Source organism: Quadrisphaera setariae (assembly GCF_008041935.1).
GTDB classification, from domain to species: Bacteria; Actinomycetota; Actinomycetes; order Actinomycetales; family Quadrisphaeraceae; genus Quadrisphaera; species Quadrisphaera setariae.
Window position 1 is genome coordinate 1 of sequence record NZ_VKAC01000017.1, and the last position, 21,712, is coordinate 21,712.

At 75.6% G+C, this 21,712-nt stretch carries 20 protein-coding genes, 1 rRNA gene and 1 riboswitch; of the genes, 19 read left to right on the plus strand and 2 right to left on the minus strand.

Annotated elements, in window-relative coordinates:
- From rrf to FMM08_RS21115, 18 genes are all read left to right on the plus strand, one after another.
- A 5S ribosomal RNA gene (gene rrf / locus FMM08_RS21030) occupies positions 1 to 116 on the plus strand.
- A gap of 1,151 nt (positions 117 to 1,267) precedes the next feature.
- Positions 1,268 to 1,966: a hypothetical protein gene (locus FMM08_RS23215; protein ID WP_187279911.1), complete on the plus strand. Its 699-nt coding sequence runs from the start codon at positions 1,268 to 1,270 to the stop codon at positions 1,964 to 1,966.
- 56 nt (positions 1,967 to 2,022) lie between these two features.
- Positions 2,023 to 2,433, plus strand: a complete 411-nt coding sequence (locus tag FMM08_RS21040; protein ID WP_147928314.1) for a tetratricopeptide repeat protein — start codon at positions 2,023 to 2,025, stop codon at positions 2,431 to 2,433.
- On the plus strand, positions 2,426 to 3,517 hold the full coding sequence (locus FMM08_RS21045) for an HAD-IIA family hydrolase (protein ID WP_147928315.1): 1,092 nt from the start codon (positions 2,426 to 2,428) through the stop codon (positions 3,515 to 3,517). Before FMM08_RS21040 ends, FMM08_RS21045 begins: the two co-directional genes overlap by 8 nt.
- Before the next feature lie 92 nt (positions 3,518 to 3,609).
- Positions 3,610 to 4,323, plus strand: coding sequence for a hypothetical protein (locus FMM08_RS21050; protein WP_147928316.1), 714 nt, complete (start codon positions 3,610 to 3,612; stop codon positions 4,321 to 4,323).
- Positions 4,320 to 4,514, plus strand: a complete 195-nt coding sequence (locus FMM08_RS21055) for a hypothetical protein (protein WP_147928317.1) — start codon at positions 4,320 to 4,322, stop codon at positions 4,512 to 4,514. The genes FMM08_RS21050 and FMM08_RS21055 overlap by 4 nt, the downstream gene beginning before the upstream one ends.
- Positions 4,515 to 4,566: 52 nt before the next feature.
- Positions 4,567 to 5,382 carry a TlyA family RNA methyltransferase gene (locus tag FMM08_RS21060; protein ID WP_304654002.1) on the plus strand — a complete coding sequence of 272 codons (816 nt, stop codon included), beginning with the start codon at positions 4,567 to 4,569 and terminating at the stop codon, positions 5,380 to 5,382.
- Positions 5,379 to 6,347, plus strand: a complete 969-nt coding sequence (locus FMM08_RS21065; protein ID WP_147928319.1) for an NAD kinase — start codon at positions 5,379 to 5,381, stop codon at positions 6,345 to 6,347. The genes FMM08_RS21060 and FMM08_RS21065 overlap by 4 nt, the downstream gene beginning before the upstream one ends.
- 5 nt (positions 6,348 to 6,352) lie before the next feature.
- Positions 6,353 to 8,122, plus strand: coding sequence for a DNA repair protein RecN (recN, locus tag FMM08_RS21070; protein WP_147928370.1), 1,770 nt, complete (start codon positions 6,353 to 6,355; stop codon positions 8,120 to 8,122).
- A gap of 139 nt (positions 8,123 to 8,261) precedes the next feature.
- On the plus strand, positions 8,262 to 9,908 hold the full coding sequence (pyrG, locus tag FMM08_RS21075) for a CTP synthase (protein ID WP_147928371.1): 1,647 nt from the start codon (positions 8,262 to 8,264) through the stop codon (positions 9,906 to 9,908).
- Positions 9,905 to 10,618 carry an NUDIX domain-containing protein gene (locus FMM08_RS21080; RefSeq protein ID WP_255472669.1) on the plus strand — a complete coding sequence of 238 codons (714 nt, stop codon included), beginning with the start codon at positions 9,905 to 9,907 and terminating at the stop codon, positions 10,616 to 10,618. The genes pyrG and FMM08_RS21080 overlap by 4 nt, the downstream gene beginning before the upstream one ends.
- A 4-nt stretch (positions 10,619 to 10,622) precedes the next feature.
- Complete coding sequence (locus FMM08_RS21085; RefSeq protein WP_147928320.1) at positions 10,623 to 11,363, plus strand: hypothetical protein; 741 nt, start codon at positions 10,623 to 10,625, stop codon at positions 11,361 to 11,363.
- Positions 11,360 to 11,785 carry a YkvA family protein gene (locus tag FMM08_RS21090; protein WP_222711043.1) on the plus strand — a complete coding sequence of 142 codons (426 nt, stop codon included), beginning with the start codon at positions 11,360 to 11,362 and terminating at the stop codon, positions 11,783 to 11,785. The genes FMM08_RS21085 and FMM08_RS21090 overlap by 4 nt, the downstream gene beginning before the upstream one ends.
- A gap of 148 nt (positions 11,786 to 11,933) precedes the next feature.
- Positions 11,934 to 13,136 carry a DUF4192 domain-containing protein gene (locus FMM08_RS21095; RefSeq protein ID WP_187279912.1) on the plus strand — a complete coding sequence of 401 codons (1,203 nt, stop codon included), beginning with the start codon at positions 11,934 to 11,936 and terminating at the stop codon, positions 13,134 to 13,136.
- A gap of 71 nt (positions 13,137 to 13,207) precedes the next feature.
- Positions 13,208 to 13,323, plus strand: a riboswitch (SAM riboswitch).
- Positions 13,324 to 13,382: 59 nt separating this feature from the next.
- Entirely contained in the window at positions 13,383 to 14,696 is a 1,314-nt protein-coding gene (locus FMM08_RS21100; RefSeq protein ID WP_147928322.1) for a bifunctional o-acetylhomoserine/o-acetylserine sulfhydrylase, read from the plus strand.
- On the plus strand, positions 14,693 to 15,877 hold the full coding sequence (metX, locus tag FMM08_RS21105) for a homoserine O-acetyltransferase MetX (RefSeq protein WP_147928323.1): 1,185 nt from the start codon (positions 14,693 to 14,695) through the stop codon (positions 15,875 to 15,877). Before FMM08_RS21100 ends, metX begins: the two co-directional genes overlap by 4 nt.
- Before the next feature lie 132 nt (positions 15,878 to 16,009).
- Positions 16,010 to 16,372: a universal stress protein gene (locus FMM08_RS21110; protein ID WP_147928324.1), complete on the plus strand. Its 363-nt coding sequence runs from the start codon at positions 16,010 to 16,012 to the stop codon at positions 16,370 to 16,372.
- Positions 16,373 to 16,699: 327 nt separating this feature from the next.
- Positions 16,700 to 18,388, plus strand: a complete 1,689-nt coding sequence (locus FMM08_RS21115; RefSeq protein WP_147928325.1) for an RNA polymerase sigma factor — start codon at positions 16,700 to 16,702, stop codon at positions 18,386 to 18,388.
- Positions 18,389 to 18,536: 148 nt separating this feature from the next.
- On the opposite strand, the gene FMM08_RS21120 is transcribed toward FMM08_RS21115, so the two are convergent.
- Positions 18,537 to 19,022 carry a DUF456 domain-containing protein gene (locus tag FMM08_RS21120; protein ID WP_147928326.1) on the minus strand — a complete coding sequence of 162 codons (486 nt, stop codon included), beginning with the start codon at positions 19,020 to 19,022 and terminating at the stop codon, positions 18,537 to 18,539.
- A gap of 28 nt (positions 19,023 to 19,050) precedes the next feature.
- Positions 19,051 to 19,275, minus strand: a complete 225-nt coding sequence (locus tag FMM08_RS21125; protein ID WP_147928327.1) for a DUF7455 domain-containing protein — start codon at positions 19,273 to 19,275, stop codon at positions 19,051 to 19,053.
- 245 nt (positions 19,276 to 19,520) lie between these two features.
- Here FMM08_RS21125 and FMM08_RS21130 point away from each other — a divergent pair, with 245 nt between their 5' ends.
- Positions 19,521 to 21,686 (plus strand): DNA gyrase/topoisomerase IV subunit B, encoded by a 2,166-nt coding sequence (locus tag FMM08_RS21130; protein ID WP_147928328.1) that lies wholly within the window; start codon positions 19,521 to 19,523, stop codon positions 21,684 to 21,686.
- The last annotated feature ends 26 nt before the right edge of the window (positions 21,687 to 21,712 follow it).

Below are 21,712 nucleotides of genomic sequence, written 5' to 3' on the forward strand. Positions count from 1 at the left end.
ACGGCGGTCATAGCGGTGGGGAAACGCCCGGTCCCATTCCGAACCCGGAAGCTAAGCTCACCTGCGCCGATGGTACTGCCCGGGAAGCTGGGTGGGAGAGTAGGTCACCGCCGGACATCCTTTCGTCGAGGGGGATCGTCCACTGCGCAGGAGCAGTGGACGATCCCCCTTGATGCGTTGGCCACCACCCCAGGACTTCGAGGAGGACCCCGTGCAGGACGACGAGCAGCGCAGGAGTGACAGGACGTCGACTCCGCACTCGGGCGGCCCCCGCTCGGGAGACCGCGGCGCGCCTTCAGGCCGTGGCGGCGCGGGCCGGTCCTCCGGTGCAGCGTCCAGCAGCCAGCAGCGCGGTGGTTCGCGGCCCCCAGGTGGTCGTGCCGGTGCTCCTGGCGCTGGTGGTAGCGGACGTGGCGGCTGGAGCGGGTCGCCGCAGCGGTCCCAGCGCTCTGAAGGGTCGCAGTGGGGCGACCGTGCGCAGCGATCTGACCGTGGAGGAAGCACGGGGGAGCGTCAGGGCGGCGGGGCCCGCCCGTTCCGCTCCCGCGATGCTGCTGGGCCTCAGGCGGGAGGTGCTCGCTACCAGGGTGCTGACCGCCCGCCGCGCCCTGAGCAGCGCGCGGCCGGAACTGACCGTCCCTTCCGCGGCGCATCCCCGCGGGGCGCATCCCCGCAGGGCTCAGCCGGTCGCGCCGGAGGCGACGAGCGCGGTGGCTCGCGCTCCGGTGGCTACGGGGCGCCTCGTGGCGCGGCGCCCAGCCGGGGCGGGCCCAGCCCGCGCGGCGCTGCGTCCTCTCGCAGCGGCGGTCCCTCAAGTGGTTCCACGCCGTTCCGCAGCGGCGGTGCCGCTGGTGGTCCTGGTTCCTTCCGCGGCGGCGCCCCGTCCCGCGGCGGCGCCCCGTCCCGCGGCGGCGCCCCGTCCCGCGGCGGCGCCCCGTCCCGCGGCGGCGCCCCGTCCCGCGGCGGCGCCCCGTCCCGCGGCGGCGCCCCGTCCCGGGGCGCAGGCGCAGGTGCTGGTGGGAGGTTCGGCGGCCCCGAGGGTGGCGCCGGCCGCCCCGGCGGTCCAGGCCCCGCTGGGCGTGGGCCGAGCGCGGCTCGTCCTTGGGACCGCGACCGCAGCGCGCCCTCGACCTCGCGCCGAGGTCCGGCCCACCGCGACGAGCCGCGCCTCCCCGACACGATCACCGGGACCGAGCTCGACCGCGAGGTCCGCTCGGACCTGCTGACCCTGTCCAAGGACACCGCCGTCGTCGTCTCCCGCCACCTCGTGGCGGCCGGGCGCCTCCTGGACACCGACCCCGAGGCGGCCTACGCCCACGCCGCCGCTGCCGCGCGCCGCGCCGGGCGCATCGGGTCGGTGCGCGAGGCCGCGGGCCTGGCCGCCTACGCGGCCGGCCGCTTCGAGGACGCGCTGCGCGAGCTGCGCACCGCACGTCGTCTCACTGGCTCTGACGTGCACCTCCCGGTGCTGGCCGACTGCGAGCGCGGCCTGGGGCGCCCCGAACGAGCGCTCGACCTCGCAGCCACGCCCGAGGCGGCCCGGCTCGACCTGGACAGCCGCATCGAGATGCGCATCGTCGCCGCGGGGGCGCGCCAGGACCTCGGCCAGGCCGAGGCCGCGGTCGTGTCGCTGCAGGGCCCCGAGCTGGAGGGCAAGGGCCGCGAGCCGTGGCGGGCTCGCCTGATGTCCGCCTACGCCGACGCGCTCGAGGCAGCGGGCCGCCACGCCGAGGCCCAGACCTGGCTTCAGCGCGCCGCTGCCGCTGACACCACCGGGGAGACAGGCGCCGCTGAGCGCCTCGCCGGCGACGACCAGGACGCCGACGAGGACGTCGTGGTGTACGACCTCCTCGAGGACTCCGAGGACTCCGAGGACTCCGAGGACTCCGAGGACGCCGAGGACGCCGAGGACGCCGAGGACGCCGAGGACGCCGAGGACGCCGAGGACGCCGAGCCTCGCACCTGAGCCCGATCGAGAGCCCCGCGGCACCGCCCGCGGGGCTCTCGTCGTACCGTCGCCGGGTGTCCAGCGACCCCGGAGCCCCCAGCGGTGGTGCCTACGAGTGGCTGCAGCGCGGGCTGGCGCTGCTCGCGAGCGGAGACGCCGAGGCGGCGGCCGTGCTCCTGGAGCGCGCCAACCGCGACCAGCCCGGATCGGCCAGCGTGCTGGAGGCCCTGGCCCGCGCCCAGTTCGACGCCGGTCGCGTCGGCGAGGCAGCGTCCACCTTCTCGGCGCTCGTCGAGGTGGCGCCCGACTCCGACTACGCCCGGTTCGGACTGGGCCTGAGCCTGTCCCGGCTCGACAGGTTCCCCGAAGCCGTCGAGCAGCTGGCGCTGGCGGTGGCCATGCGCCCGGACCGTCCCGAGTACCGCGACTCCCTCACCCAGGCGCGGGCGACGCTGCGCGCCCGCAAGGAGGCCACCGGTGGTTGATCACACCGCCAGCACCGCCAGCACAGCGTCCACGCTCGCCGAGGCGCACGACCTGCTCCTCTTCGACCTCGACGGTGTCGTGTACGTCGGGGAGGACGCCGTCCCCGGGGCCGTCGAGGCGATCGGGCGCGCCTACGACGACGGCCGCGCCGTCGGCTACGCCACGAACAACGCCTCCCGCACGCCGCAGGAGGTGGCCGACCACCTGCGGCGCCTCGGCATCGGTGCGCGCGACGCAGAGGTCACCACCTCCTCCCAGGCCGCCGCCCAGCTGGTGCTGGAGCGGCTGGGTGCTGGGGCACGGGTGCTGCCCGTCGGTGGACCCGGCGTGCGCGCGGCGCTGCTGGAGGCGGGCCTGGAGCCCGTCACGCCGACCGATGACCGACCGGCGGCCGTCGTGCAGGGCTTCGGGCGCCAGCTCGGGTGGAGCGACCTCGCCGACGCAGCGGCAGCGGTCCGCGGCGGCGCCCTCTGGGTGGCGACCAACACCGATCTGACCCTGCCCACCGAGCGCGGCCCCGCCCCGGGCAACGGGTCGCTCGTGGGGGCGGTGCGCAACGCCGTCGACGTCGACCCCCTCGTGGCGGGCAAGCCCCAGCCGACCCTCTTCCACGCGGCGGCGCAGCGCGCCGGCGCACACCACCCGCTGGTGGTCGGTGACCGCCTCGACACCGACGTCGCCGGCGCGGTGAACTCGGGGATGACGGGGGCGCTGGTCCTCACCGGCCTCACCAGCGCCCTGGCGCTGGTGAGCGCACCCGCCGGGCAGCGACCGGACCTGGTCCTGCCCGACCTCGGGGCTCTCCACGAGCCGGCTCCTCCCGCAGCTGCGCTGGTGGAGGGCGGGGCCGTCTGCCGAGGCGCGCGCGTGGTGCTCGCAGGCTCCTCGCTCGACGGCGCAGACGGCGCCCCCGGTCCGGGAGCGCCCCTGCCCGACCTGCTCGACCTGCTGCGGGCGTCCTGCGCTGCGGCCTGGGCCTCTGCCGACGCCGGTGCAGGAGCGCCGGTGCAGGTGGCGCCCGCGCTGGCGGCCGCCCTGACCGACCTCAGCTCCCGCTGCCAGCGGGAACAGCCGTCGGGCTGACCACCGGTTCCGCCGGGTAGCGTGAGGACGGCGCAGCCGCGCCCACCAGCGGCGCGCTCGGGTGTGCACAGGAAGTGCACGGGAGGGGAGCCATGACCTTCGAGGGACTGCGCGGCTACGCGCAGGCGGCGAACGACCTCTCCGCCATCGCTCGCGCCCGCCTGCTCGAGGCCGTCCGCGAGGCCGTCCGCGCGGAGGTCGAGCGCGCCGGTGTGGCCGTCGGGCTGGCCAGCGCCGAGGAGGTGGCTGCGCTGAAGCGCTCGGTCGACAGGCTCCAGCGGCGCGTCGCCCTCCTCGAGGGCGCTCCCCAGGGCGCCGGCCCAGCCTCGTCGACCTCAGACGCGGGTGGCTCGGACACCTCCTCGCGCCCTGCGCGCCGTCCGTCCGCAGCGCGGGCCCGCGCCACCTCCCGGGGCGGGGTCGGCGGCCGCCCGCCCGCCGGGGCACCCCACTCCACCCGCCCACCGGCACCGGCCGGGCCGCCCGCTGCTCCGGACGCCCCTGCACCGGAGACCTCGGCGAGCACGACGACGACGGACGCAGCTGGGGCGACCGCGCCGCAGCGCCGCCCGTCGGCCAGGGCCACCTCCCGGCGGCGCCCGACCGCGGCGCAGGCCCGGGCGGACGCCGCGGCGAGCGCAGCCTCGCCGCAGGACGAGCCGGCGTCGTCGTCGGGGCCCGCACCCTCGGAGCCGTCGTCGACGGTCACCCCCGTCCGCCGGCCCCGCAAGGCCGCCGCCGAGCAGACCGGTGCTGCCGCAGGTGCTGGGGCTGACGGTGGCCAGAACAGCGGTGGACGCCCGTGACCGCCCCTGCGGGGCAGGCCCCGCAGGACGGTCCGGTCTCGCTGCCGCGCACCGGGGACGCCGCCGTCGACGCCGCCCTCAGCCCGCTCCGCCGGACCGCCGCCGCGCCCGGTGAGGACCCCCTGGTGGCCTCTCGCGCCCTGGCGGAGGCGCACGACGCGCTGCGCGCGCGCCTGGCCGACGCCGGGTGAGCCACCTCGTGACCACCGTGACGGACGCTGCGGCGGGTGTCCGATGAGCCCCGTGGCGCGTCGGCAGCGCCTCGACGCCGAGCTCGTGCGCCGCGGCCTGGCTCGCTCGCGCGAGCACGCCGGGGAGCTGGTGGCCGCCGGCCGCGTCACCGTCAGCGGCTCGGTGGCGTCCAAGCCCGCCACGCAGGTGGAGGCCAGCGCCGCCGTCGTCGTCAAGGAGGACGCCGACGACGCCGGCTGGGCCAGCCGCGGCGCCCACAAGCTGCTGGGCGCCCTGGAGGCCACCGGGATCGTGGTGGAGGGCAGGCGCTGCCTGGACGCGGGTGCGTCGACGGGCGGGTTCACCGACGTGCTGCTGCGCGCCGGGGCCGCGTCCGTCGTGGCCGTCGACGTCGGCTACGGCCAGCTGCTGTGGCGGCTGCGCAACGACGAGCGCGTGGAGGTGCACGACCGCACCAACGTGCGCGAGCTCACCGGTGAGCAGGTCGCCCCCGCACCGTCCCTGGTGGTGGCTGACCTCTCGTTCATCTCGCTGCGCCTCGTGCTGCCGGCGCTGGTCCGCTCAGCGGCTCCGAACGCCGACCTGCTGCTCATGGTCAAGCCGCAGTTCGAGGTGGGCCGCGAGCGGCTCGGCTCAGGGGGCGTCGTGCGCGACCCGGAGCTGCGCGCGTCCGCCGTGCGCGACGTGGTCGCCGCGGCGGGCGAGCTGGGCCTGCGGCTCCGGGCCTGCGCGGCCAGCCCGCTCCCAGGCCCCAGCGGCAACGTGGAGTACTTCGTGCACCTGCGCGGCGGGGAGCCGCTGCCGACCGAGGAGGTCGAGCAGCTCGTGGCCACCGCCGTCGCCGAGGGACCGGGAGGGACGCCGTGAGGCGCGTGCTCGTGCTCACCCACACCGGCCGCCAGGACGCCGTCGACGCGGCGCGCCAGCTGGTGGCCCTGCTCGACGCCGCCGGCGTCGAACCGGTGCTCCTCGACGACGAGGCAGCCGACATCCCCGACTGCACGGCCGTGCGCCGGGTGCAGCCGGACCACCTGGACGGCCTCGAGCTCGTCGTCGTCGTGGGAGGCGACGGGACCGTGCTGCGCGGTGCGGAGCTGGTGCACGGCACGGGCGTCCCGCTGCTCGGGGTGAACCTCGGACGGGTCGGCTTCCTCGCGGAGATCGAGCGTGACGCGCTGGAGAGCACCGTCACGCACGTCGCCGCGCGCGACTACGGCGTGGAGGAGCGGCTGACGCTGCAGGTCGACATCGTCGAGGGCGGCGTGGTGCGGGCCACCTCGTGGGCCCTCAACGACGTCAGCGTGGAGAAGGGCGCCCGTGAGCGCGTCCTGGAGCTGGCGACCGAGGTCGACGGTCGTCCCGTCTCGACCTACGGCTGCGACGGCGTGGTCATGGCCACGCCCACGGGGTCCACCGCCTACGCGTTCTCCGCCGGCGGCCCCGTGGTCTGGCCGGGGGTGGAGGCGCTGCTCATGGTGCCGATCTCCGCGCACGCCCTGTTCGCCCGCCCTCTCGTGGTCAGCCCCGACTCGGTGATGGCCGTGGAGGTGCTCGAGCGCAACCAGACCGACGGCGTCGTGTGGTGCGACGGGCGCCGGTCGGTGCAGGTGCGGCCCGGCGCGCGCATCGAGGTCCGCCGGGGCGCGGAGCCCGTCCGCCTGGCCCACATCAGCACCGGTCCGTTCACCGACCGCCTCGTGGCCAAGTTCGGCCTGGCCGTCGGCGGGTGGCGCGGCCCCGACGACACCACCGGTGACGGCGCGCAGCGGGGCTTCGTCGGCGCGGGGCACTCCTCCACCCGACGGCTCGCCCCGCCCCGCGGGATCGGGTGAGGGCCGTGCTGGAGGAGGTGCGGATCCGCTCCCTCGGCGTCATCACCGACGCCACGCTGGAGCTGTCCGGCGGGTTCACCGTCATCACCGGTGAGACCGGCGCCGGCAAGACGATGCTCGTCACCGGGCTCGGGCTGCTGCTCGGCGCCCGGGCCGACGCCGGCTCCGTGCGCCGTGGCGCCGACTCCGCCGTGGTGGAGGGCCGCTTCGTGGTCGCTCCGGGCAGCCGGGCCGCCTCCCGCGCCGTCGAGGCCGGCGCCGAGCTCGACGACGACGTGCTGATCGTGGCCCGCAGCGTCTCCGCCACCGGGCGCGGCCGCGCGCACGCCGGCGGCCGCTCGGTGCCGGTGGCGGTGCTCTCCGAGCTCGCCGACGACCTCGTGGCCGTCCACGGTCAGTCCGAGCAGGTGCTGCTGCGCTCCCCGGCCCGCCAGCGCCAGGCCCTCGACAGGTTCGCCGGTGCCGCCGTCGCCGAGCCCCTGGAGCGCTACACCGCCGCCTGGAAGCGCCTGGGGGCCCTGGACGCCGAGCTCGCCGACATCGTCGCCACCGCGCGGGACCGGGCCGCCGAGGCCGAGCTGCTGCGCGCCGGGCTCGACCAGGTCGAGGCCGTCGCCCCCCAGCCGGGGGAGGACCGGGCGCTCGCGGTCGAGGCCGACCGGCTGGACCACGCCGAGGATCTGCGCGCGGCCGCGGCGCTCGCCCACGCGGCCCTCACGGGCGACCCGCTGGCCGAGGACGCGCCCGACGCGGCCTCGCTCATCGAGGCCGCGCGCCGGCCGCTGGAGGCCGTGCGCGAGCACGACCCGCACCTGGGGTCCCTGGCCGACCAGCTGGCCGAGGTCGGCTACCTCGTCGCCGACGCCGCCGCCGAGCTCGCCTCCGCTGCGGAGGCCGTCGAGGTCGACCCGGTGCGGCTGGCCGCCGTGCAGGACCGCCGCGCCCAGCTGACCGCGCTGGTCCGGGCGCTGCCGTCGGCCGCTCCCGACAGGTCGACGGCAGCGGACGAGACCGCGCCGACCGGTGTCGACGCCGTGCTGGCCTGGGCCGAGAGGGCGTCTCCGCGGCTGCTGGAGCTGGACGGCGACGGCGACCGCACCGCCGACCTGCGCGCCGAGCGCGACGGGCTCGTGGCCCAGCTGCTCGAGGTGGCGGCCGAGCTGACCGCGGCGCGCACCGAGGCCGCGCGCCGGCTGGGGGAGCTGGCCACGGCCGAGCTGCCCGAGCTGGCGATGCCGCACGCACAGCTGCTGGTGCAGGTCGCGCCGTCCTCGCCCTCGCCGGGAGACCGCGACGGGGTGCCCGGGCTGGGGGCTTCGGGCGCTGACGACGTGTCGCTGCTGCTGAGGCCCTCGCCCGGCCAGGCGGAGCGGCCGCTGGCCAAGGGCGCCTCCGGCGGCGAGCTGTCGCGGGTCATGCTCGCCCTCGAGCTGGTCCTGGCCGCCACCGACGTCGTCCCCACCTTCGTCTTCGACGAGGTCGACGCCGGGGTGGGCGGCAAGGCCGCGGTCGGGATCGGCCGGCGCCTGGCCCGCCTGGCCCGGGACCGGCAGGTCGTCGTCGTCACCCACCTCCCGCAGGTGGCCGCCTGGGCCGACCAGCACCTGCGGGTGGCCAAGGCCGTGGACGGGCAGGTCACCGTCAGCGGGGTGACGGCGCTGGACGGCGAGGAGCGGGTGGTGGAGCTGGCGCGCATGCTGGCCGGTCAGGAGGAGTCCGGCTCGGCGCGCGCGCACGCCGAGGAGCTGCTGGTCGCAGCCGCGAAGGAGCGCTGAGCGCGGGCGCACGGATGCGCCCGAGCGCGTGACGCCGGGCCAGCGGGCCCGGTGCGGTCCGCGGCCGCTGGTAGGCTGGCAGCCCGTGGCGAAACGCGGAACGCAGGGTCAGCGCGGGGGTACCACCCGGCACATCTTCGTGACCGGGGGAGTTGCTTCCTCCCTCGGAAAGGGTCTGACGGCTTCGAGCCTCGGCCACCTCCTCCGTGGTCGCGGGCTGCGGGTCTCGATGCAGAAGCTCGACCCCTACCTCAACGTCGACCCGGGCACCATGAACCCGTTCGAGCACGGCGAGGTCTTCGTCACCGACGACGGCGCCGAGACCGACCTCGACATCGGCCACTACGAGCGCTTCCTCGGCGTGGAGCTCGACGCCGCGGCCAACGTCACCACCGGCCAGATCTACTCCACGGTGATCGCCAAGGAGCGGCGCGGGGAGTTCCTCGGTCACACCGTCCAGGTGATCCCCCACATCACCGACGAGATCGTCGAGCGGATGCGCGCCCAGGCCAAGCCCGGCCCGGACGGCGAGCCGGCGCCGGACGTCATCATCACCGAGGTCGGCGGCACCGTCGGTGACATCGAGTCGCTGCCCTTCCTGGAGGCCGCGCGCCAGGTGCGCCAGCGGGTCGGGCGCGACAACTGCTTCTTCGTGCACGTCTCCCTGGTCCCCTACCTCGGCCCCTCCGGCGAGCTGAAGACCAAGCCCACCCAGCACTCGGTGGCCTCGCTGCGCAGCATCGGCATCCAGCCCGACGCGATCGTGCTGCGCTCGGACCGCACCGTGCCGGAGTCGGTCAAGCGCAAGATCGCCGCGATGTGCGACGTCGACGAGGACGCCGTGGTCAACGCCGTGGACGCCGCCTCCATCTACGACATCCCCAAGGTGCTGCACAGCGAGGGTCTGGACGCCTACGCCGTCCGCCGCCTCGACCTGCCGTTCCGCGACGTCGACTGGACCGCCTGGGACGAGCTGCTGCGCCGCGTCCACCGCCCCGCCCACACCGTGGTCCTGGCGCTGGTGGGCAAGTACATCGACCTGCCCGACGCCTACCTGTCGGTCACCGAGGCCATCCGCGCGGGCGGCATCGCCTGCGACGCGCGGATCCAGCTGCGCTGGGTCGCCTCCGACACGTGCACGACGCCGGAGGGCGCCCGCCGCGAGCTGTCCGGGGTGGACGCGGTCTGCGTGCCGGGCGGGTTCGGGGTGCGCGGCATCGAGGGCAAGCTGGGCGCGCTGAAGTGGGCCCGCGAGAACCAGGTGCCCACCCTCGGCCTGTGCCTGGGCCTGCAGTGCATGGTCATCGAGCACGCGCGCAACGTCGCCGGCATCGAGGGCGCGTCGAGCACCGAGTTCGAGCCGGGTGCGTCCGACCCCGTCATCGCCACCATGGCCGAGCAGGAGCACATCGTCTCCGGCGACGGCGACCTCGGCGGCACCATGCGCCTGGGCCTGTACCCCGCCGTGCTCGCCGAGGGCTCCGTGGTGGCGGAGGCGTACGGCTCCACGCAGGTCTCCGAGCGGCACCGCCACCGCTACGAGGTCAACAACTCCTACCGCGGGCGCCTGGAGGAGGCGGGTCTGGTCTTCTCCGGCACCTCGCCCGACCGCGGTCTGGTCGAGTACGTCGAGCTGCCGCGCGAGGTGCACCCGTACTACGTGGGCACCCAGGCCCACCCGGAGTTCCGCTCCCGTCCCGACCGCGCCCACCCCCTGTTCCAGGGCCTGGTGGCCGCGGCGCTGGCGCGCCAGGCCTCCGAGCGGCTGCTCGAGGTCACCGCGTGAGCGCAGCGGGTGCTGTGAGCGGTGGCGCCGGCGTGCCGGCCAGCGCCACGGCCGGAGCCTCGGGGGCGCCGCGCGACGAGCTGGTCACCGCAGCCCCTCGCACCAGCGAGGTGGTGCACCGCGGGTACGTGTGGGACCTGGTCCGCGACGTCGTCACCCTCGACGGCGTCGAGGGCGGGGCGCTGGGCTCCGGCACGGTGACGCGCGAGCTGCTGCGCCACCCCGGCGCGGTCGGGGTGCTGGCCCTGGACGACGACGAGCGCATCCTCCTCGTCCGCCAGTACCGCCACCCCGTCGAGCACCTGCTGTGGGAGCTGCCGGCCGGTCTGCTCGACGTGGCGGGGGAGCCGCCGCACCTGGCGGCGGCCCGGGAGCTGGCCGAGGAGGCCGACCTGCGCGCCGGCTCGTACTACGTGCTGCTCGACTGGTTCCTGTCTCCGGGTGGGTCCGACGAGGCGTTCCGGCTCTTCCTCGCCCGCGACCTCTCGCCGGTGCCCGAGTCCGAGCGGCACCGGCGCACCGACGAGGAGGCGGGGATGGTCTCCACCTGGGTGCCGCTGGAGGCCGCGCGCGACGCCGTGCTCGCGGGCGACCTGAACAGCCCCAGCCTCGTGGCGGGCGTCCTGGCGGCGTGGACGGCGCGCGAGCGCGGCTGGTCCGAGCTGCGCGCTCTCGACGCGCCGTGGCCCCAGCACCGGGCCTACCGTTAGCCCCATGCCGCTGCTGCGCCGTTCCAAGACCGAGGACTCCGCCGCCGACCAGGCCATCGCGCGCGCGTCCGACGACGCCGACCGCGGCCGCCTGTCGCAGGCGGCCACCCAGCTGGTGCGCCGCCTGGTCGACCTGGGCATCGACGGCGCCGGACCGCTGCCGCCGGCCGCCGAGGCCGCGGAGTCCGCCCGGCGCAAGCGCTCCGACGTCGAGGACGCCATCGACGCGCTGGTCTCCTCCTCCACCCGGTCGGCCGCGGTGGGCGGGTTCGTCACCGGCCTCGGCGGTTTCGTCACCCTCCCGGTGGCGCTTCCCGCCAACCTCCTGGGCTACTACGTCATCGCCACCCGCACCGTGGCGGGGACCGCCGCGCTGCGCGGGTACGACCTGTCCTCCGAGGAGGTCCGCTCAGCGGTCCTGCTGGTGCTGGCTGACGAGGACGGCGGGGCGCTGCTGGCCAAGTTCGGCCTGGCGGGCCCTGGCGGACTCGTCACCCGGCTGGCCCGCAAGCAGCTCGCGGGCCCCGGCCTGGCCGTGCTCAACAAGGCCATCGGCTTCCAGCTGCTCTCCCGGCTCGGCCGCTCCAGCCTGTCGCGCCTGGGCCGCGGTCTGCCACTGGCCGGTGGTCTGCTCGGTGCCGGGCTCGACGCGTACTCGCTGCGCCGCACCGCCAAGGCGGCCCGCGCGGCGTTCCCGCTGCGCCGCGGCGGGGCGGGTGAGGTCACGGGGGGAGCGGGCCGGTGAGCCCGACCGGGCTCGGACCGGAGCGCAGCGCACCGGGCGCCGCCCGGGCCCTTTGGACGGCGATGCGCCGCGGACGGGTCCGCGGTGGCCCGCGCACCTCGGCGGTGATCACCAGCCTGCCGCGCCTCGTGCCCGCCGTGCTGGCGGGGCGCTACACGGGCTGCTCCCGCGGCCGGCTGCTGCTCATCGCGGGGGCCGCCGCGTACGTCGCGTCCCCGGTGGACCTGCTCCCCGAGGGGCTGCTCGGCCCGATCGGCCTGGCGGACGACGCCGCGGTGCTGGCCTGGCTGGCCGGAGCGCTGCTGTCCGAAGGGCAGGCGTTCCTGGCCTGGGAGCAGCAGCGTCCGCCGGCGGAGGCCCGCCCGCGCTGGCGCGGACGCCGCGGTCGTCCGGAGGTCGTCCCCGGGGACGTCGTCGGCTGAGGCCGACTCCCGCTCGGCGTCCGTCGTCCTGTCTCGCGCAGTTCGTCGTGCGCCCACAGGGCGACGAGCAGCACAGCCCGCGGGGCAGCCGTCCACAGGAGGCGTCCGAGGGCGGCGCGGTGACCGCACCCCCGGCCACGGTGGACCCGTGGAGCCAGCCCAGCAGCCCGGACGCAGCGTCATCAGGAGCAGCAGCCCCTTCGAGGTGCTCGCCCTCGCCGAGAGCACCCTCGGATTCCGCCCGCGCGAGAGCCTCCTGGTGGTCGGCCTGAGAGGCCCGCGGTGGCGCACCGGCCTCGTCGCCAGGGTGGACGTCGCCGCGGCGGACGAGCCGGAGGTGGTGGGCTCGCTGGTCCACCACCTGCTCGCCGACGGAGCCGGCCGGTGCTTCGTCGCACTGGTCACCGACGCAGGCGGAGCACCGGTGGAGCGGGGCCGCCGGAGGCTCACGCTGGTGCCTCCGCCTCGCGGTCCGCAGGACGAGGACGCCCACCCCGCCGGGCCGCGAGGGCTCCTGGGGCTGCCGGGGGCCGACCGCGCTGAGCGCGTCTGCGCGGCGCTGGTGGCCGCCGGGATCGAGCCCGAGCCGTGGCTGGTGCACCGCGGCCGGCTCTACTCCTACTCCTGCGACCTGTCCTGCTGCCCTCGGGACGGCCTCCCGTTGGACCGCGTGGCCTCCACCCGCGTGGCGGCCGAGGCGGTCCTCGCCGGGCGCGTGGTCACCGCGGACCGCGAGGGGTGGGAACGAGGTCTGCGCCGCGCCGTCGCCGCCGCGGGCACCGGCGGCGCGGGAGGTCCGGGAGGTCCGGGCGGCCCGCACGAGCCGGACGAGGCGGGGGACGCCGCCGTGGCCAGCGCCCTGGCGGGCCTTGACCGCCGCCGCCGACCCGCCTCCCCGGACGTCCGCCGCACCTGGCGCCGCGTGCTGGCCGCGGAGGAGGCAGCCCCCGGCGCCGTCCTGCGCCTCGACGCCGCCGACGCCGCCCTGCTGCTGGACGGCCTCACCAGGCTCCCGCTGCGCGACCACCTGCTCGCTGCCGCGGTGCCGCAGGCCCTGCCCGAGCTGGCCCGGTCCGGCACGCCCCTCGTCGACCCCGGAGCCGCTCTCGCGGTGCTCCAGCAGCTCGCACGCCGAGCGCCGCTGCGCTGGCGGGCCGCCGCGACGGGCTGCGCCGCCTACGTCGCGTGGTGCACGGGGGCGGCGCCAGCGGCGGGCGTGTGGGCCGAGGCCGCTCTGGAGCTCGACCCCGAGCACTCGCTCTCGGCCCTCGTCCTGCAGGCGGTGAGCATCGGGATGCCGCCGCCGGGCCGAGAGCGGGCCACCGGGGCCGGTGGCCCCGGACACCGCTGAAGGGGTGGCGGAGGCGTCCAGATGCTGAGACGAGGTGGAGTGCCGCTGCAGCGCTGCCTATCCTCCGAGCAGGTCATGAGCGCCAGCGACAAGCCCCGGCTCGCTGGCCGGCAACCCCCGCCCGCGGTGGGGTGCCCCGGGTGATGACCTGGCCGCTCCCCGTCCGGGGAAGCGGCAAGCGCGGGCCACGGGCCCGACGGGCCGTCGGCTCGTCGCGCCCTGGCCCTGAGGTCAGGGGAGTCTCCTGTGAACGACGGTTGGTCCTTCGAGACGAAGCAGATCCACGCCGGGCAGTCGGCTGACAGCGCCACGGGCGCGAGGGCGCTGCCGATCTACTCCACCACGTCATACGTCTTCGACGATGCCGCGGACGCCGCGGACCTGTTCGCGCTGAAGAAGTTCGGCAACATCTACACGCGGATCATGAACCCCACCACCGACGTGGTGGAGCAGCGCGTCAACGCCCTCGAGGGGGGTGTGGGCGCCCTCGCCGTCGCCTCCGGCCAGGCGGCCGAGACGCTCGCGCTGCTCAACGTCGCCGAGGCCGGTGACCACGTCGTGGCCAGCGCCTCCCTCTACGGCGGCACGTACAACCTCCTGCGGCGCACGCTGCCCAAGTTCGGCGTGCACGTGACCTTCGTCGAGGACCCCGACGACCTCGACGCGTGGCGCGCCGCGGCCACCCCGGCGACCCGGGCGTTCTTCGCGGAGACGGTCTCCAACCCGCGCTCGCACGTGCTCGACGTCGAGGGCGTCTCGGCGGTGGCCCACGAGGTGGGCGTGCCGCTGGTGGTGGACAACACCGTCGCCACCCCCTACCTGCTCCGACCGCTCGAGCACGGGGCGGACGTCGTCGTGCACTCGGCCACGAAGTACCTCGGCGGCCACGGCACGGCCATCGCGGGGATCATCGTGGACGGCGGGCGCTTCGACTACGGGCAGGGCGACAGGTTCCGCGGGTTCACCACGCCCGACGACAGCTACGACGGCCTCGTGTACGCCCGTGACCTGGGCGTGGGCAGCCCCCTGGGCGCCAACCTGTCCTACATCCTCAAGGCGCGCGTGCAGCTGCTGCGCGACATCGGCGCCTCCGTGGCCCCCTTCAACAGCTTCCTCATCGCCCAGGGCCTGGAGACGCTGAGCCTGCGCATCGAGCGGCACGTGGCCAACGCCACGCGGGTGGCGCAGTGGCTCGAGCAGCGCCCCGAGGTGCTCTCGGTCTCCTACGCCGGACTGCCCTCCAGCCCCTGGTACGAGCGCGCGCAGCGCCTGCTGCCGCGCGGCGTCGGCGCCGTGGTGGCCTTCGAGATCGACGGCGGCGCCGAGGCCGGTCGCCGGTTCGTGTCGGGCCTGAGCCTGCACAGCCACGTCGCCAACATCGGCGACGTGCGCAGCCTCGTCATCCACCCGGCCTCGACCACCCACAGCCAGCTCGACGAGCAGCAGCAGCGGGCCGCGGGGGTCACCCCGGGCCTCGTGCGCCTGGCGGTGGGCCTGGAGGGCGTCGAGGACGTCCTGGCCGACCTCGAGGCCGGCTTCACCGCCGCGAAGGGCGCATGAGCGCCGCCGCCCGCGGGCAGGGCCAGCAACCTCCGGCAGCCGGCCCGGGGACCCGGGAGCAGCAGCTCCCGGTCTCCGGCGGCTGGCGCGAGGGCGACCCGGTCGGCGACCGCCTGTTCGCCGACCTCGGCCCCCTGGCGCTGGAGGGCGGAGGGTCCTTGCCCGCGGTGCGGCTCGCCTACGAGACCTGGGGCCGCCTGAGCGCGGCCCGGGACAACGCGGTGCTCATCTGCCACGCCCTGACCGCTGACAGCCACGTCGTCGGTGGGGCGGGGCCAGGGCACCCCACGCCGGGCTGGTGGTCGGAGCTGGTGGGCCCCGGGCTCGCCATCGACACCGACCGCTGGTTCGTCGTCGCCCCCAACGTGCTCGGGGGCTGCCAGGGGAGCACCGGCCCCTCGTCCACCGCCCCCGACGGACGCCCGTGGGGGAGCCGCTTCCCCTACGTCACCATCCGCGACCAGGTGGCCGCCGAGGCGGCCCTGGCCGACGTCCTGGGCGTGCGGCGCTGGGCCGCCGTGGTCGGCGGGTCCATGGGGGGGATGCGGGCCGTCGAGCACGCGGTCACCCACCCCGAGCGCGTGGAGCGGCTGCTCGCCGTGGCCACCACGGCCCGGGCGACCGCGGACCAGATCGCCTGGTGCGCCCCGCAGCTGGCAGCGGTGCGCTCCGACCCGGGCTGGAGCGGCGGCGACTACCACGACGCCGCCCCGGGGCAGGGCCCGCACCGCGGGCTCGGGCTGGCGCGCATGGTCGCCCACACGACCTACCGGTCCGCGGCCGAGCTCGACGCGCGCTTCGGGCGGTCAGCCCAGCCGGGGGAGCAGCCCCTGGGCGGCGGCGGGCGGTTCGCGGTGGAGTCCTACCTGCAGCACCACGCCGACAAGCTGGTCCGCCGCTTCGACGCGGGGTCCTACGTGGTGCTCACCGAGGCGATGAACAGCCACGACGTCGGCCGCGGTCGGGGCGGCACCCAGGCGGCGCTGTCCCGGGTCACCGCGCGCACCCGCGTGGTGGCCGTCGACACCGACCGCCTCTACCCGGTCTCCCTGTCCGAGGAGCTCGCCGACGGGGTGCCCGGCGCCGAGCTGGACGTGGTCGCCTCCCCGTACGGCCACGACGGGTTCCTCATCGAGAGCGAGGCCATCGCCAAGGTGGCGGGGGAGCTCTTCGCCCCCTGAGCAGCGCGCACCCCGGGTCGGGGCGCGCGCTGGTGCGCACCCCGGCGGGCGGGGTGGGTAGGTTCGCCTCCACGGCGAGACGCGCCGTGTCCGTCAGCTGCCCGTCAGCGGCGGGGGAGCGATGGGGGTGCGATGGCGGTCGTCGTGGGCTTCGCCGGGACCGACGAGGGGCGGGCCGCGCTGGCCCGGGCCGAGCAGGAGGCGTCCCTGCGGGGCACCTCGCTGCTGGTGGTCGACACCGGCCGGGAGCCGACCCCGGCCGCCGAGCTGGAGGCCGCGCTGGGCTCGCTGGAGGTCGAGCACCAGCTCGTGCCGCCGGGCCCCCTGCGCGACGCCGCGGAGGAGGTCATCACCGCGGCGGAGGGCGCCGAGCTGGTGGTCATCGGTCTGCGTCGCCGCTCGAGCGTCGGCAAGCTCATCCTCGGCGCCAACGCCACGCGGATCCTGCTCGAGGCGCCCTGCCCGGTGATCACCGTCAAGCCCGCGGCGTCCTGAGGCGCTCCCGCCCCGCCCCGTACCGCGCTCGTCCCGAGGGCCCCGGCAGCACCGCTGCCGGGGCCCTCGGCGCGTCCGGGCGCGCTCGGGCCGGGTCCGAGGTGCGCATCCGCCGTGGGGGGACGTGGGGCCGGACGGGGGGCGGTGCGGGCGGGGTGGTGCCGGGGGCGCCCCCGGCGTGGCAGAATGCTTGCCAAGGTCCTCGGCGACGCATGCCCTGTTCCGGTCAGACCCGGGAAGCAGGACGGCACCCCGGGCGTTGTGAACCCTGTCAGGGCGGCGTGACCGCCCCTCAGTCCGAGATCCGCAGTCGACGAAAGGCAGTCCGTGTCGTCGGTCTCCACGCCCACGCTCCCGCCGGAGTTCAGCCACCCCAGCCTGCAGGAGCTCCTGCGGGAGGGCACCGCGAACGGCTCGGTCCAGGCCGCGTCGCTCCGCACCGCCTGCGAGGACGCGCAGGTGCCCATGAAGCGGATGAAGGCCGTGCTGCGTGCGCTGGAGGCGGCGGAGGTCACCGTCGTCGTCGAGCAGCCCGCCGCGCCGGTCCGCCCCGCCCGCGCCAAGAGCGTGCGCGCTGCGGCCCCGCGTGCCGCCAGCACGACCACCCGCACCGCTGCCCCGGTGCGCTCCGCCGCCGACGAGGCCGAGACGGCCGAGGCGCCCCGTCCCGCCCGTGCTGTGGCCGCCGCGTCCTCGCGCCGCGCCGCCTCGGCCACCGCGACGCTCGAGGCCGACGGAGAGACCGGCACCACCCCCAAGCCGCGCGCCGCCGCCAAGCCGAAGGCCGCCAAGGCCCCCGCCAAGCCCGCCGCGAAGTCCGCCAAGGCCCCCGCCAAGACGGCTCCCGCCAAGGGCGCCGACGAGGACGCTCCCGAGGACGAGAGCCCCGAGGACGTCGAGGCGCTCGCGGGCGAGGACGCCGAGGCGGACGCCGTGGTGGACGGTGCTGAGGAGGCCCCCGAGGCCGCCGCCGACGCCGAGAGCGACGCCGACGACGAGGAGGCCGCACCGGCCGCCGCCAAGGGCGAGGCCGACTCCGACACCGGCTTCGTCGTCTCCGACGCCGACGACGACGACGCGCCCGCCCAGCAGGTGGTCTCCGCCGGCGCCACCGCAGACCCGGTCAAGGACTACCTCAAGCAGATCGGCAAGGTCGCCCTCCTCAACGCCGAGCAGGAGGTCGAGCTCGCCGAGCGCATCGAGGCCGGTCTGTTCGCCGAGGAGAAGCTCGCCTCCGACGAGACGCTCGACCCGGCCTACAAGCGCGAGCTGCAGTGGATCGCCCACGACGGCCGCCGCGCCAAGAACCACCTGCTCGAGGCCAACCTGCGCCTCGTGGTCTCGCTGGCCAAGCGCTACACCGGTCGCGGCATGCTCTTCCTGGACCTCATCCAGGAGGGCAACCTCGGTCTGATCCGCGCGGTCGAGAAGTTCGACTACACCAAGGGCTACAAGTTCTCCACGTACGCCACCTGGTGGATCCGGCAGGCGATCACCCGCGCGATGGCCGACCAGGCCCGCACCATCCGCATCCCGGTGCACATGGTCGAGGTCATCAACAAGCTCGCCCGCGTGCAGCGCCAGATGCTCCAGGACCTGGGCCGCGAGCCCACCCCGGAGGAGCTGGCCAAGGAGCTGGACATGACCCCCGAGAAGGTGGTCGAGGTCCAGAAGTACGGCCGTGAGCCGATCTCCCTGCACACGCCGCTGGGCGAGGACGGCGACAGCGAGTTCGGTGACCTCATCGAGGACTCCGAGGCCGTCGTCCCGGCGGACGCGGTGAGCTTCACGCTGCTGCAGGAGCAGCTGCACTCGGTCCTCGACACCCTGAGCGAGCGTGAGGCCGGTGTGGTCTCCATGCGCTTCGGCCTCACCGACGGCCAGCCGAAGACACTGGACGAGATCGGCAAGGTCTACGGCGTGACGCGCGAGCGGATCCGCCAGATCGAGTCGAAGACCATGAGCAAGCTGCGCCACCCGTCGCGCTCGCAGGTCCTGCGCGACTACCTCGACTGAGGTCTGCCGACGGGCACGAAGAGGCCCCCTCCCGGACACCGGGAGGGGGCCTCTTCGCTGTGGTGCGGGACTCGTCGCCGTCGGGGGTCCGCCCGGGGTCGGCCCCCGCTGATGGGGCCTCAGGACGCGTGCCGGGGAGCCAGAGCGGTCAGGAGGCGGCGTTGTACGCCGCCACGACCCACACGGTGGTGGCCACGAGGGCGAGGAGCAGCTCGACCCCGATGGACAGCAGCACGGTCTTCAGCGCCAGCCGCGTCGAGCGCCAGGACGGCTCGCCGAACCCCAGGCGTCCGGCCTCGGCGAGGTACAGCCCCACGCAGAAGCCGACCACCAGGCCGACCACGGGGATCACGAAGATCCCCACGACTCCGGCCAGGGCTCCGATGACGAGCGAGCGCGTCGGGACCCCGGCCGCGAGCAGCCGCTTCCCGGTCCAGACGTAGGAGGTGCCCCAGCCGACGGCCAGCAGCACCGCGGCGGCCGCGAAGACCAGCCAGCCTCCGAGCGTGCCCTGGGCGATCGCCCAGATGAGCACGCCGAGGCCCACGAGCAGGCTGCCGGGCAGGACCGGCAGCACGATGCCCGCCAGCCCCACGACGACGAGAGCGCCGGCGACGAGCGTGATCACGCTCATCGCCGGCGCCCTCGGGCGCGGTGGGGGGTCAGTGCTCCCCGTCCGGCGCGATGGCCGGTGCGGTCAGCCGATCGGACTGGTCGTGGATCTCGGCGGCTACCTCGCGCAGCCTGGCGGAGTGCTCCCGGCCGTGGTGCGCGCAGAACAGCAGCTCGCCGCCGGTGGCCAGCAGGACGCGCACGTAGGCCTGCGCCCCACAGCGGTCGCACCGCTCGGCGGCGGTGATGGGCGGAGTCGTCAGGACAGCGGTCACTGTGGCCCCTTCCGAGTGCCTCGTGGTCCGGGTGGTGCCCCGGACCGTTGCTGGACGCCGGATGGCGTCCACCAGACTCAGCATCGAACCACGCCCCGCTGCTTCCCGGCGGTCGGAACCAACCCTTTCGCCGTGCGCGTAACACGTCCGGCTGACGCCCAGCCGGACGCCCCCCCCCGCGCGGCAGGCGGAGGACCACGGCGGAAGCCCACCGCGGTGTCGGTGGGCGTCGTTACCCTCCTGGAGTGACCTCGACCCCTCAGCGCCCCGTCCAGAAGGCCGGTGGTGGCGACTACACCGCGCGCCACCTGTCGGTGCTGGAGGGCCTGGAGGCGGTCCGCAAGCGCCCCGGCATGTACATCGGCTCCACCGACTCCCGCGGGCTGATGCACTGCCTGTGGGAGGTCATCGACAACTCCGTCGACGAGGCGCTGGCCGGGCACTGCACCCACATCGACGTGGTGCTGCACGCCGACGGGTCGGTCGAGGTGCGCGACGACGGGCGCGGCATCCCGGTGGACGTCGAGCCGCGCACCGGCCTCACCGGCGTCGAGGTGGTCTTCACCAAGCTGCACGCGGGTGGCAAGTTCGGCGGCGGGTCGTACACGGCCTCCGGCGGCCTGCACGGCGTGGGCGCCAGTGTGGTGAACGCGCTGTCGGCCCGGCTCGACGTCGAGGTGGACCGCGGCGGGCTCACCCACGCCATGAGCTTCCGCCGCGGCGAGCCCGGCACCTTCGCCGACCCCGCCGGCGGCGCTGTCGGCGGTGCTTCCACCCCCTCGCCCACGAGCACCTTCACGCCCTTCACGGACGCCTCCGAGCTGCGGGTCACTGGCAAGGTGCGGCGGGGCAGGACCGGCACCCGGGTGCGGTACTGGTCGGACCCGACGATCTTCCTCAAGGAGGCGGCGTTCTCCTACGACGAGCTCGTCACCCGGGCCCGCCAGACCTCCTTCCTCGTGCCGGGCCTGGAGCTGCGCATCCGCGACGAGCGCGGGCTGACCGGCACCCCGGGCCAGGACGGGCCCCACGAGGAGCTCTTCCGCCACGACGGCGGCATCACCGAGTTCGTCGACCACCTCGCCACCGACCCGCCGGTCACCGACACCTGGCGGCTGCAGGGGGAGGGGCGCTTCAAGGAGACCGTGCCGATGCTCGACGAGCGCGGGCACATGGTCAGCCAGGAGGTGGAGCGCGAGTGCGGCGTCGACGTGGCGCTGCGCTGGGGCACCGGCTACGACACCGAGCTGCGCAGCTTCGTGAACATCATCTCCACCCCCAAGGGCGGCACCCACGTCGCAGGCTTCGAGGCCGCGCTGCTGAAGGCGCTGCGCAAGGCCATCGCCGACAACGCCCGCAAGCTCAAGGTGGGCGCCAAGGAGGAGCCGGTCACCAAGGAGGACGTCACCGCCGGCATGACGGCCGTCCTCACCGTGCGCCTGGCAGAGCCCCAGTTCGAGGGGCAGACCAAGGAGGTCCTGGGCACCTCGGCGGTCCGGGGGATCGTCACGCGGGTGGTGGAGAAGGAGGTGGCCGCGCTCTTCGCTAGCCCCGCCAAGGGCACCAAGCTCCAGACGGCCACGCTGCTGGAGAAGGTGGTCGCCGAGTCGCGCGCCCGCGTCACCGCCCGCCAGCACAAGGAGACGCAGCGCCGCAAGACCGCGCTGGAGACCTCCACCCTGCCCGCCAAGCTGGCCGACTGCCGCAGCAACGACGTGGAGAAGTCCGAGCTGTTCATCGTCGAGGGCGACAGCGCCCTGGGCACCGCCAAGCTCGCGCGCTCCAGCGACTTCCAGGCCCTGCTGCCCATCCGCGGCAAGATCCTCAACGTCCAGAAGGCCTCCATCGCCGACATGCTCCGCAACGCGGAGTGCGCCGCGATCATCCAGGTGGTGGGTGCGGGGTCGGGACGCAGCTTCGACCTGGAGGCCGCCCGCTACGGCAAGGTCATCTTCATGGCCGACGCCGACGTCGACGGCGCCCACATCCGCACGCTGCTGCTGACCCTGTTCTTCCGCTACATGCGGCCCATGGTCGAGGCGGGGCGGGTCTACTCGGCGGTGCCCCCGCTGCACCGCGTGGAGGTCATCGGCAGCGGCCGGGCCAAGAACGAGTACGTCTACACCTACTCCGAGGCCGAGCTCCAGAGCACGCTCGCGCGTCTCAAGCAGTCGGGTCGGCGGTGGAAGCCGGACATCCAGCGGTACAAGGGCCTGGGGGAGATGGACGCCGACCAGCTGGCCGGCACGACGATGGACCCGGCCCACCGCACGCTGCGCCGGGTGGGCATCGCCGACGCCGCGGCCGCTGAGCGCGTCTTCGAGCTGCTCATGGGAAACGACGTCGCTCCCCGCAAGGACTTCATCGTCGAGGGGGCCACCGGCCTGGACGCCGACCGCATCGACGCCTGAGCCGCCCGGGCACCGCTGTGTGACGT